Below are 11,501 nucleotides of genomic sequence, written 5' to 3'. Positions count from 1 at the left end.
GGTTGCGGCGGCACCATGGCGGACCGGCGCGCACGGTGTTATCACCCCCCGATGGCATCTCTCCTGACGACTTTCATCCTGCCGGTGGCGGCCGGCGCCGTGGCCCTGGTGCTGCTGCTCGGGCTCATCAACATGATGCGCGGCGGCTCGCCCAACACCTCGCAAAAGCTGATGCGCTGGCGCGTGCTGCTGCAGTTCGTCGCGATCGTCATCGCGATGGTCGCGGTCTGGGCAATGGGGCGCTGACGATGGTGATCCTCAATCGCATCTACACCAAGACCGGTGACGACGGCACGACCGCGCTCGGAACCGGCGAGCGGCGGCCGAAATACGATCTGCGCATCGAGGCCTATGGCACCGTCGACGAGACCAACGCCGCGATCGGCGTGGTCAGGCTCCACGCGCAGGACCGGCCCGAGCTGGACGCGATGCTCGGCCGGATCCAGAACGATCTGTTCGATCTCGGCGCCGACCTCGCCGTGCCCGAGCGTGAAGGCAAAGCGGAGCGGCTGCGGGTGGTGGCGAGCCAGGTCGAGCGGCTCGAGCGCGACATCGACACGCTTAACGACAAGCTGGCCCCGCTCACCTCCTTCGTGCTGCCCGGCGGCACCCCCGCGGCGGCCCATCTGCACGTGGCGCGCACCATATGCCGCAGGGCGGAACGGGCGATCGTGGAACTGGCAGCCCGGCCCGGCGAGCCCGTCAGCGCGGCTGGCATTCAATATATGAACCGCCTGTCCGATTTCCTGTTCGTGGCCAGCCGGGCCGCCAACGGTAATGGCGCCGGCGACGTGCTTTGGGTTCCCGGGCAGAACCGCTAACCATCGCGCCGATCGTCGAGCCCGGCGCATTTCAGAAGGCCAAAATTAGGCCCGCTCGCGCGTTGACCGGGGCAGGTCGGGCCTTTAGGTTCCGCGCCAGTTGATAACTCCCCCTCCCAAATTGAGTGAAAGAGGATCGATGAAGGTCTTAGTGCCGGTAAAGCGGGTGGTCGATTACAACGTCAAGGTCCGCGTCAAGGGCGATGGATCGGGCGTTGAACTCGCCAACGTCAAAATGTCGATGAACCCGTTCGACGAAATCGCGGTCGAGGAAGCACTGCGTCTGAAGGAAGCCGGCAAGGCGACCGAAGTCGTGGTGGTCTCTATTGGACCTGCGCAGGCGTCGGAGACGATCCGCACGGGTCTCGCCATGGGCGCCGATCGCGGCATCCTGGTGAAGGCCGAGGGCAGCGTCGAGCCGCTCGCGGTCGCCAAGATCCTGAAGAAGGTCGCCGAAGAAGAGCAGCCGGGCCTGATCATCCTCGGCAAGCAGGCGATCGACGACGACAGCAATCAGACCGGCCAGATGCTGGCCGCGCTGCTTGGCTGGTCGCAGGCGACGTTCGCCTCGAAGCTCGAGGTCGACGGATCTGATTTCAAGGTCACGCGCGAAGTCGACGGCGGCCTGCAGACCGTGAAGCTGAAGGGACCGGCGATCGTCACCACCGATCTCCGTCTCAACGAGCCGCGCTACGCTTCGCTGCCGAACATCATGAAGGCGAAGAAGAAGCCGATCGCGGAGAAGACCGTCGCCGATTACGGCGTCGACGTCGCCGCGCGCCTCGAGGTTCTCAAGACGACCGAACCGGCGGGCCGCAAGGCGGGCGTCAAGGTCAAGGACGTCGCCGAGCTGGTGTCGAAACTCAAGAACGAAGCCGGGGTGCTCTGATGACGACGCTTCTGATTGCCGAACACGACAATGCGTCGCTTAAGGATTCGACCAACAAGGCCCTGACCGCGGCCGCCGCGCTCGGCGCCGATGTCGAGGTACTGGTCGCCGGCCAGAACGCCAAGGCCGCGGCGGACGCCGCCGCCAAGCTTGCCGGCGTGAAGAAGGTGCTGCTCGCCGATGGCGACCTCTACGCGCACGATCTTGCCGAGCCGCTGGCCGCGCTGGTCGTCTCGCTGGCCTCTGGCTATGACGCGATCGTCGCGCCCGCGACCTCGCGCTTCAAGAACGTGATGCCGCGTGTGGCTGCGCTGCTGGACGTCATGCAGGTCTCGGAGATCATCAAGGTGGTCGCGCCCGACACCTATGAGCGTCCGATCTATGCCGGCAACGCGATCCAGACCGTGAAGTCGAAGGACGCCAAGAAGGTCATCACGGTGCGTACCTCCACCTTCGCCGCGGCAGGCGAGGGCGGCAGCGCGCCGGTCGAGACCGTTCAGGTAGCGGCTGATCCGGGCCTGTCGAGCTTCGTCGGCGAGGAAGTCGCCAAGAGCGACCGTCCCGAGCTGACCTCAGCCAAGATCATCGTCTCCGGTGGTCGCGCCATGCAGAGCCGCGAGAACTTCGCAAAGTACATCGAGCCGCTCGCCGACAAGCTCGGCGCCGGTGTCGGTGCCTCGCGCGCGGCGGTGGACGCCGGCTATGCGCCGAACGACTGGCAGGTCGGCCAGACCGGCAAGGTGGTGGCGCCCGAGCTCTATGTCGCGGTGGGCATTTCCGGCGCGATCCAGCATCTGGCAGGCATGAAGGACTCCAAGGTGATCGTCGCGATCAACAAGGACGAGGACGCGCCGATCTTCCAGGTGGCCGATTACGGCCTGGTCGCCGACCTCTACCAGGCGGTTCCGGAGCTGACCGACGAACTCGGCAAGCTCGGCAAGTAAAAGACGTCGAAAACACCGGCCGGAGGTATAAACTCCGGCCGGTGTTGCTTTTTTGAGGCGTTTTCTTTGGCGTGGGGCACGCCTTCGAAGCGATCCAATCTAGGTTTCGAGCCAAGGTTCTGATTAAATCAGTCCTCCCGGCTCGGGGGATAGCAGGCGCGACATGCGCGCCGTTCCGGTGGATGACATTATGGCGGCAGTGATCAAGAAGGTCGGCGTGATCGGCGCGGGGCAGATGGGCAGTGGCATCGCGCATGTCGCGGCCCTCGCCGGCTTCGACGTGGTGCTCAACGACATCTCGCCCGAGCGTCTCAAGTCGGGCATGGCCACCATCAACGGCAATCTGGCGCGCCAGGTCTCCAAGAAGGCCGTCTCCGAGGACGACAAGTCCAAGGCGATGGCGCGCATCACGTCCGCCGAAAAGCTCGACGACCTCGCCGATTGCGACCTCGTGATCGAAACCGCGGTCGAGAAGGAAGAGGTCAAGCGCAAGATCTTCCACGAGCTCTGCGCGGTGCTGAAGCCGGAGGCGATCGTCGCCTCCGACACGTCCTCGATCTCGATCACCCGCCTTGCCGCCGCCACCGACCGGCCCGAGCGTTTCATCGGCATTCACTTCATGAATCCGGTGCCGCTGATGGAGCTGGTGGAGCTGATCCGCGGCATCGCCACGGACGATTCCACCTTCGAGGCGTCGAAGGAATTCGTCGCCAAGCTCGGCAAGCAGGTCGCTGTCTCCGAGGACTTTCCGGCCTTTATCGTCAACCGCATCCTGCTGCCGATGATCAACGAGGCGATCTACACGCTGTACGAAGGCGTCGGCAACGTCGAGGCGATCGACGCGGCGATGAAGCTCGGCGCGCACCATCCGATGGGCCCGCTTGAGCTTGCCGATTTCATCGGCCTCGATACCTGCCTCTCCATCATGCAGGTGCTGCACGAGGGGCTCGCCGATTCCAAATACCGCCCGTGTCCGCTGCTGGTGAAATACGTCGAGGCCGGCTGGCTCGGCCGCAAGACCCAGCGCGGTTTCTACGATTACCGCGGCGCCAAGCCGGTTCCGACGCGGTAAGGCGGCGGTGCCGTAGGGTGAGCAAAGGCGCACTTGCGCCGTGCCCACCTGTCGTGAGTTCAAATCTGTACGCCAAATGAATCGAAGAGCGACTTGCCCTTTTCGTAGAGTTCTGCGCCTACGCTTGCCATAGTGAAAACAGATTTCAATCGGTCTAACGAATTAGCGATTACACCCTTGTCTGGGTGCTCCGCTTCTACCTGTTCCTTAACATTTTCGAGATGACGTACTGCGGTCGATTTATCTCTCTCTGGAAGACCGCTCGCCTTTAGCGCCTCGATCAATGCTTCAATTGAGGCGCTTTGATTTGCCTTCACGGTATTCGAAGAGCCAACGACGATTGATGCCGACTCGATGCGCACATCGTTTCCTCTACCAACGGCTGCGCCAGGAGATTGATTGACGTTGTAGTTATCCCCAACTGTCATGAAATTCACCTCGCCGATTGTCGCTGGACCTGGACTTATGATGATTTGATTGCCGTTTATGTTAGTTGTAACTGCTGTCCTCTCAATTGTTGCGGCATTTATTCCCTTCGCTAATCCTGCATAGGCGCCGATCACTCGGGATATATTGTATCGAAAGTCGAGATCTTCCATTGCCGATAGCAGACGATTAATGTCGGAAGGACGGAAGGTTTCAAATGCAGAAAGGCCAATTTCATAGGCGTCAGTTCCGATTATTTTAGCTGCCTGATTCTCCAGCCTCTTGATTCGTTTGAGAGTGGTGTCGAGGTACTGTTGCAACAACTGACTTTGAGGGCCTCTGGGTTCGGGACGCACATTGCCCCAGGTGCACAGTCTCAAGCAGGATGCCAGACACTCCAATTCCGTCCAGAGTCTCAACATATAGATTCTTAGCTGACGGGCAAAATCTGCCAGTGCTGCAGGATGCAAGCAAAGGAATACGGGGACGTCTCGTTCCCAAGACCTTTGCCGCCAATAGAAAAGTCGAACTCGAGGCCCTCTATTCCGTACAAAGCCTCTGGCGGTCGACTCGTAGTCCAGTGGAAGGCTAAATTCTTTTGCGAAGGGCGGCACATTGCGCACATTTCCTCGCTGATTTTGGATGAAGATCGCCGATCGTCCAGCCGCAATAAAGGGGCTGTCCTCTTCGTACAGCTTTCCTTCGACGGTCGATCGCCGAAACTTTTCGGCTAGATGTATTCCACACGTAGGTAGGTAAAGTTGGCCTTGAGCGTCAAAGTGCGGAATCCGCACGGGTCGCGAAAGAATTTCATCAACTAGGACATGAAAAGGCTGCTCAAACGAGCTGCCGGCGGCCCGGCCCAGCTTCAGTCGCACCTCAAGCTTGCCCGTAAACTTGCCGTCGTGAAAGAACTGCTTTTGAACTTGCCAAACCCTGGTCTTTTGTTTGCCGAAGACGGTGCCCGATATCCCTTCGGGGAAAGTTAGAGCATTGCGAGCTCTACAGATCACACCTTCTCCTACCCAACCATTGATTCCACCGAGGGGACGCTCGCGAAGCATGCCAAAGCAGCGAAGAAATTCGTTGTCAGCTTGGGGGACCAACCAGTCGGGCCGACGAGAACGCTTCTCGTTTCTCGCGAAAAATCGGAAATCGGAAATCGGTATCTGAAATACAAATAACATTATTCCACCAAGCAATTGGCCCCGCCTGCTCAACAGGCGGGGCCCTTCGCATCGCTGGGATTCGAACCCAGGAGCGAATGATCTCGCTTCATCCTTTACAGGGATGCGCCATAAGCCACTCGGCCACGATGCCTTCCATTGCCGTGACGATCCTGCGCCGCCGCCAGCAATAGTGATAATCTGCGATCTGAGGCCTGAGTCAATTGATAAGCGCGATAACGTTGAAAACGGCAATCAAGGATTGCATTGAATCAACAACTAATAATTGCTTTTATATTTTCATCTACCCCTTCCGGTGGCGTGCCAGGGGCACAGACGGAATTTCTCTACTTCCCGTTAACCCCTCGCGCCTAGGCTGCGGGCAGTACGAGGGTTCGCGTAATGGACATGATGGCGATGGTCAGCACCATGCTGGCCGCTCAGCAAGGCGCGCTGCAGTCGAATATCTCGGCGACGCTGGCCAAGCAGAACGCGGATATGGAGAAATCCACCGTCCTGACGCTGCTCGGCGCCGGTCAGCCCTCGCTCGCCAATGTCGGCCCGGGTGTTGGCGGCAATCTCAACGTGACGGCCTAAACCTCAAAGCGACGCGGCGGCCTTGCCGGTCGCCGCCCGGATCAGCTTGAGCGCATCCTCGCTGGCCCATTCCGCCGGCCCCGCGATCGTCGCGATCTCGCAGCCCTGCGGGTCCACCAGCACCGAAGTGGGCATGCCCAAGGCCCGGCCGATCGCCTTAAGATCTTGGAAAACCTTGGCTTTCTGGTCGCTGAAATAGCCGAGCCGGGCCAGATTGGCCTCTTTCAGGAAGTTTTTCGGCTTCTCGGCGTCACGGGTGTCGATATTGATCGCCACCACCTCGAAATTCGGGCCCGACAGCTTGCCCTGGAGCTCGTCCAGCGCGGGCATTTCCTTGCGGCAGGGCACGCACCAGGTCGCCCACAGGTTCACCAGCAGCGTCTTGCCGCGGAAATCGGACAGCTTCTTCGGCTTGCCCTCGGCGTCCTCGAAGGCGAGGTCGGGCAGCTTCAGGGGGGCGCTGGCCATGGTCAGCGCCGCCAGCTCGCCATGGGCGAGGGGGGCGATCCTCGAGGCCGTTGCGACCGCCGGCTTGCAGGTGGGATCGCCGCCGGGCGACCGGCCGAGGCCCAGCCCATAGAGCGCGGCAAAGCCCGCCAGGCCGCCGATCGCCACGGTGGCGATGACGAGAGGGACCCGGCGCGTGGCGGAGGGCGTCTTGTCGAGCATATCGTTTGTCATCCGGTCGCAGATATGGCTATCAGGGGCCTCTTAATACGGCTGGCAGCGGCCGGCAAACGTGCGGCAAATCAAGGCGTGAGCAGGGGATCATGAGCAACAAGATGTGGGGCGGCCGGTTCTCGGAACGTCCCGATGAGATCATGGAAGAGATCAACGTCTCCATCGACGTCGATCGTCACCTCTTTGCCCAGGACATTGCCGCGTCCAAGGCTCACGCTGCGATGCTCGCCAGCCAAGGCATCATCACGGGCTCTGATGCGAAAAATATCGGCAAGGGTCTAGACACGATTTTGTCAGAGATCGGCAAGGGCGACTTCGCGTTCAAGCGCGCGCTCGAGGACATCCATATGAATGTCGAGAGCCGCCTGTCCGAGCTGATCGGCCCGGCCGCCGGCCGCCTGCACACCGCGCGCTCGCGCAACGACCAGGTCGCGACCGACTTCCGTCTCTATGTCCGCGACATCGTCGACGAGACCGATGCCGCGCTCGCGGCGTTCCAGCAGGCGCTGGTCGAGCGCGCGCTGGAGCATGCGGGCACCGTCATGCCCGGCTTCACGCATCTGCAGACCGCGCAACCCGTGACCTTCGGCCATCATCTGCTCGCCTATGTCGAGATGGCCGCGCGCGACCGCGGCCGCTTCCAGGATGCGCGCAAGCGGCTGAATGAATCGCCGCTCGGCGCGGCCGCGCTGGCGGGAACCTCGTTTCCGATCGACCGTCACGCCACCGCCAAGGCGCTGGCCTTCGACCGCCCGATGGCGAACTCGCTCGATGCCGTCTCCGATCGCGACTTCGTGCTGGAGACGCTGTCGGCGGCCTCGATCTGCGCCGTGCACATGTCGCGCTTTGCCGAGGAGATCGTGATCTGGACCTCGCCGCTGGTCGGCATGATCCGCCTCAGCGACAAGTTCACCACCGGCTCCTCGATCATGCCGCAGAAGCGCAACCCGGATGCCGCCGAGCTCGTGCGCGCCAAGACCGGCCGCGTCATCGGCGCGCTCAACGGTCTCCTGATCGTGATGAAGGGCCTGCCACTCGCCTATCAAAAGGACATGCAGGAGGACAAGCAGGGCGCCATGGAGGGCTTTGCGGCGCTGTCGCTGGCGATCCGCGCCATGACCGGCATGGTTCGCGACCTCGTCCCCGACGAGGCCAAGATGAAGGCCGCCGCCGGCGAAGGCTACGCCACCGCGACCGACCTTGCCGACTGGCTGGTGCGGACGCTGAAGATGCCGTTCCGCGATGCCCACCATGTCACCGGCCGCATCGTGGCCAAGGCCGCCGAGGGCGGCGTGGCGCTGCACGAGCTGCCGCTCAAAGACATGCAGGCGATCGAGCCCAAGATCACCAAGGACGTGTTCGGCGTGCTCTCGGTCGAATCGTCGGTGAAGAGCCGCACCAGCTTCGGCGGCACCGCGCCGAAGAACGTGACGGCCCAGGCGAAGAGCTGGGCGAAGCGGCTGGAAAAAGAGCGGAAATAGGGCTGGAGGCAAAATTTCGCTGATGTTTCATGGTCATCCGGCTCTCGCCAGAGCACGCCAATCTCTGTATGGTGCGGCCCGCGTAGTGGGGATTTCGTCGTGACGTCAAAGTTTCGCCCGGCCGGCTCGGGGTGGGCCATCATTGTCTTGAGCCTGACGGCGCTTGCGCTTGCCGGCTGCGGTCGCAAAGGCCCGCTGGACCTGCCGCCGACCGCCTCCAACGCGCCCACGGCCAACGTTGCAGCTCCGGCCGACGCCGAGACCGCCGCCCAGAAAACGCCGAGCCTGTTCAATCCCACCACCGGTGGTGCGGAAGCCGCGCCCGAGGCGGCCAAGGGCAGGAAGAAACCGTTTATCCTCGACCCGCTGTTGGACGAACCTCCCGGCAAGAGATAAGCCGCGACAACCGAGCCTTAAGCCATGAACCATTTCGACTATCGCAACGGCGTGCTGCACGCCGAGGCGGTGAACCTGTCCGAGCTGGCCGAGACCGTCGGCACGCCGTTCTATTGCTATTCGACCGCGACGCTGGAGCGGCATTATCGCGTCTTCACGGACGCCTTCGCCGGCGAAAAGGTGCTGGTTTGCTACGCCATGAAGGCGAACTCGAACCAGTCGGTACTGCGCACGCTGGCCAAGCTAGGGGCCGGTGCCGACGTGGTCTCGGGCGGCGAGTTGAAGCGCGCGCTGGCGGCCGGCATCCCGCCGAACAAAATCCTGTTCTCCGGCGTCGGCAAGACCGAACAAGAGCTGCGTGCCGCGCTCGCCGCCGACATCCTCTGCCTCAACGTCGAATCCGAGCCGGAGCTCGAGCTGCTGTCGCGGCTTGCGGCCGAGACGGGCAAGACCGCGCGCATCTCGCTGCGCGTCAACCCCGATGTCGATGCCGGCACCCACGCCAAGATCTCGACCGGCAAGTCCGAGAACAAGTTCGGCATCCCGATCGTGCATGCGCGCGAGGTCTATGCGCGCGCCGCGAAACTCCCGGGCATCGAAGTGACCGGCACCGACGTGCATATCGGCAGCCAGATCACCGACCTCTCCAGCATGGAGACCGCGTTCCGCATTCTCTCCGAATTCGTGCAGACGCTGCGCGCCGACGGCCACAACATCAGCCACGTCGATTTCGGCGGCGGCCTCGGCATTCCCTATTACATGGACCGAGAGGCGCCGCCGGCGCCGGCCGCCTATGCCGCCATGGTCAAGCGCGTCAGCCACAATCTCGGCTGCACGCTGATGTTCGAGCCGGGCCGTATGATCGTCGGCAATGCCGGCATCCTCGTCGCCAAAGTGATCTATGTGAAGCACGGCGACGGCAAGAATTTCGTCATCATCGACGCTGCGATGAACGACCTCATTCGCCCGACGCTGTACGAGGCGCATCACGACATCCTGCCGGTGACGCAAGCCCCGAAGGGCGCCGCCACCATCATGGCCGATGTCGTCGGCCCGGTCTGCGAGACCGGCGACTATCTCGCGCTCGATCGCACGCTGCCGACGCCGAAGCCCGGCGATCTCCTCGCCATCATGACCGCAGGTGCCTACGGCGCGGTGCAGGCCGGCACCTACAACACGCGGCCGCTGGTGCCGGAGGTGCTGGTGAAGGACGATCAATACGCCGTGGTGCGCCCGCGCATCGAGGTCGAGCAACTGATCGCGATGGACAAGCCTGCGCCGTGGCTGTGAGGCGCTGAGGGAACGTACGGCGCTTCAACAAATCGGTGTCGTCCCCGCGTAGGCGGGGACCCATATCCCCAGGGAGAAGTTGGGCGCGAGCCGGCAACTCCGAGTCTTCGCCAAATATCTTCCTGTGGCTATGGGTCCCGGGCTCGCGCTTTGCGCGCCCCGGGACGACACTGGCGCTACTTCCCCGCCAATCCGCCCTTCGCTCCACCGACGACGACGCCGGCCTTCTTCTCGATCGGCTTGATCGCCGCGGTGAAGTCGGACTCGGCGCCTTCCGCGGCGATCACCGTCTCCCACAATCGCCCGACGGCATCGGCGACCTCCATCGACAGGCCGAGCTGCTTCATCTCCTCCAGCGCCAGCCGGACGTCCTTCACCATCAATCCCGTGGCGAAGCCGAAATCGAAGCTGCGCGGCAGCACAGCGCGCGGAAACTTGTCGCGGCTCGCGGTGTTCATGCCGGAGCCGGCATTGATGACGTCGATCATCACGGCGGGATCGAGACCCGCTTTGACGCCCATCACCACCGCTTCCGACGTCGCCACGATCGCGGTGGCCGACAGGAAGTTGTTGGCGAGCTTCATGGTCTGGGCCGCGCCCGGCTTCTCGCCGATGAAGAACACTTTTCCGATCACGTCGAGCGCGGGCTTGAGCAGCTCGAACTCGCTCCTAGGTCCGGAGACCATCACCGCCAGCGTGCCCTTCTCGGCGCCGCCGACGCCGCCGGAGACGGGGCAGTCGATCTGCACGATGCTGCGCTTGGCGAGCAGGCCGTGAATTTTCACGGCCATCGCCGAGCCGACGGTGGAGAGGTCGATGAAGCGCTTGACGCGCTTGCCCTCGATCACGCCGTTCGCGCCGGTGGCAACCTCGAGCGAGGCCTGCAGCGAAGGCAGGCTCGCCATCACGGTCTCGACCTGGTCGGCGACGTCCTTCGGCGACGTCGCAGCCATCGCGCCGAGCGTGGTGAGCTTGCCATTGACCTCCTTGCGCGTGTCGAACACGACGAGCCTGTGTCCCGCCTCGATCAGCCGCCGTGCCATCGGGAAACCCATGTTTCCGAGCCCGATGAATCCGATGTCCATGGTGTTTCCTTGGGATTGTTATTTGTCGTTGGTTGAACGTGAAGCGACGATTATTCCTCGCTTGTCGTCCCGGGGCATCGCGAAGCGATGAGCCCGGGACCCATAACCCCAGGGGAGGAGTCGTTACGCGAAAGCGGTCACTCCGAGTCCCCGCCACCACATCTTCCTGTGGCTATGGGTCCCGAGCTCGCGCTTCGCGCGCCCCAGGACGACAACGGAGATTGGCGCTGCCTCTCACGCCTTGCCGTCGATCTCCGCGAACACCTCGCGCGCGATGCGGAAGCTGTCGACGGCGGCGGGCATGCCGCCGTAGATCGCGACCTGCATCAGGATCTCGCGGATTTCGTCGCGGGAGACGCCGTTGGTGAGCGCGCCCTTCAGATGCGCGCGAAACTCGTGCTGGCGGTTGAGGATCGCGATCATCGCGATGTTGAGCATGCTGCGGGTCTTGCGCGGCAGCTCCTCGCGGCCCCACACCGTGCCCCAGCAATATTCGTTCAGCATCTCCTGGAACGGACGGTTGAAGTCGTCGACGTTCTTCAGGGCATTGTTGACATAGGCCTCGCCCAGCACCGCTTTGCGGACTTCCAGGCCCTTGTCGTGCATCTTCTTGTCCATGGCGTTTCCCTTGCTTTCCCAGCGTTTTCCTTTGG

The 11,501-nt window shown here is 62.8% G+C and carries 13 protein-coding genes and 1 tRNA gene; 9 read left to right on the top strand and 5 right to left on the bottom strand.

The genetic code is table 11. The features are described from left to right. Positions 1–51: 51 nt before the first annotated feature. From QRQ56_RS29250 to QRQ56_RS29230, 5 genes are all read left to right on the top strand, one after another. Positions 52–246 (top strand): twin transmembrane helix small protein, encoded by a 195-nt coding sequence (locus QRQ56_RS29250; RefSeq protein WP_438744657.1) that lies wholly within the window; start codon positions 52–54, stop codon positions 244–246. Between the two features lie 2 nt (positions 247–248). Then, positions 249–821 (top strand): cob(I)yrinic acid a,c-diamide adenosyltransferase, encoded by a 573-nt coding sequence (locus tag QRQ56_RS29245; RefSeq protein ID WP_438744655.1) that lies wholly within the window; start codon positions 249–251, stop codon positions 819–821. A gap of 139 nt (positions 822–960) precedes the next feature. Next, complete coding sequence (locus QRQ56_RS29240) at positions 961–1,710, top strand: electron transfer flavoprotein subunit beta/FixA family protein (RefSeq protein WP_438744653.1); 750 nt, start codon at positions 961–963, stop codon at positions 1,708–1,710. After that, entirely contained in the window at positions 1,710–2,654 is a 945-nt protein-coding gene (locus QRQ56_RS29235; RefSeq protein ID WP_438744651.1) for an electron transfer flavoprotein subunit alpha/FixB family protein, read from the top strand. The genes QRQ56_RS29240 and QRQ56_RS29235 overlap by 1 nt, the downstream gene beginning before the upstream one ends. A gap of 190 nt (positions 2,655–2,844) precedes the next feature. Further along, positions 2,845–3,726, top strand: coding sequence for a 3-hydroxybutyryl-CoA dehydrogenase (locus tag QRQ56_RS29230; protein ID WP_438744649.1), 882 nt, complete (start codon positions 2,845–2,847; stop codon positions 3,724–3,726). A 59-nt stretch (positions 3,727–3,785) separates the two neighbouring features. Here the strand turns inward: QRQ56_RS29230 and QRQ56_RS29225 are convergent, their stop codons facing one another. Then, a complete protein-coding gene (locus QRQ56_RS29225; protein WP_438744648.1) occupies positions 3,786–5,339 on the bottom strand; it encodes a hypothetical protein in 1,554 nt (517 codons plus the stop codon). 46 nt (positions 5,340–5,385) lie between these two features. After that, a tRNA-Tyr gene (locus tag QRQ56_RS29220) sits at positions 5,386–5,472 on the bottom strand. Between the two features lie 248 nt (positions 5,473–5,720). Between QRQ56_RS29220 and QRQ56_RS29215 the strand changes: the two genes are divergently transcribed. Then, on the top strand, positions 5,721–5,915 hold the full coding sequence (locus QRQ56_RS29215; RefSeq protein WP_438744646.1) for a hypothetical protein: 195 nt from the start codon (positions 5,721–5,723) through the stop codon (positions 5,913–5,915). 3 nt (positions 5,916–5,918) lie between these two features. On the opposite strand, the gene tlpA is transcribed toward QRQ56_RS29215, so the two are convergent. After that, positions 5,919–6,584, bottom strand: a complete 666-nt coding sequence (gene tlpA / locus QRQ56_RS29210; protein ID WP_438744975.1) for a thiol:disulfide interchange protein TlpA — start codon at positions 6,582–6,584, stop codon at positions 5,919–5,921. Positions 6,585–6,685: 101 nt separating this feature from the next. On the opposite strand from tlpA, the gene argH reads away from it, so the two are divergent. From argH to lysA, 3 genes are all read left to right on the top strand, one after another. After that, positions 6,686–8,077 carry an argininosuccinate lyase gene (argH, locus tag QRQ56_RS29205; RefSeq protein ID WP_438744644.1) on the top strand — a complete coding sequence of 464 codons (1,392 nt, stop codon included), beginning with the start codon at positions 6,686–6,688 and terminating at the stop codon, positions 8,075–8,077. Between the two features lie 99 nt (positions 8,078–8,176). Continuing rightward, positions 8,177–8,473: an LPS translocon maturation chaperone LptM gene (lptM, locus tag QRQ56_RS29200; protein WP_438744643.1), complete on the top strand. Its 297-nt coding sequence runs from the start codon at positions 8,177–8,179 to the stop codon at positions 8,471–8,473. Positions 8,474–8,497: 24 nt separating this feature from the next. Then, a complete protein-coding gene (lysA, locus tag QRQ56_RS29195; protein WP_438744642.1) occupies positions 8,498–9,763 on the top strand; it encodes a diaminopimelate decarboxylase in 1,266 nt (421 codons plus the stop codon). A 176-nt stretch (positions 9,764–9,939) separates the two neighbouring features. Here the strand turns inward: lysA and QRQ56_RS29190 are convergent, their stop codons facing one another. Beyond that, positions 9,940–10,848, bottom strand: coding sequence for an NAD(P)-dependent oxidoreductase (locus tag QRQ56_RS29190; RefSeq protein ID WP_438744641.1), 909 nt, complete (start codon positions 10,846–10,848; stop codon positions 9,940–9,942). A 234-nt stretch (positions 10,849–11,082) separates the two neighbouring features. Beyond that, positions 11,083–11,466, bottom strand: coding sequence for a carboxymuconolactone decarboxylase family protein (locus QRQ56_RS29185; RefSeq protein WP_014491654.1), 384 nt, complete (start codon positions 11,464–11,466; stop codon positions 11,083–11,085). Positions 11,467–11,501 lie beyond the last annotated feature (35 nt).

Origin of the sequence: Bradyrhizobium sp. U531, assembly GCF_051710265.1 — a bacterium.
Lineage (GTDB): Bacteria > Pseudomonadota > Alphaproteobacteria > Rhizobiales > Xanthobacteraceae > Bradyrhizobium.
Note: the sequence above shows the minus strand (reverse complement) of the source record. Positions and strands in the feature narration are given on the sequence as shown.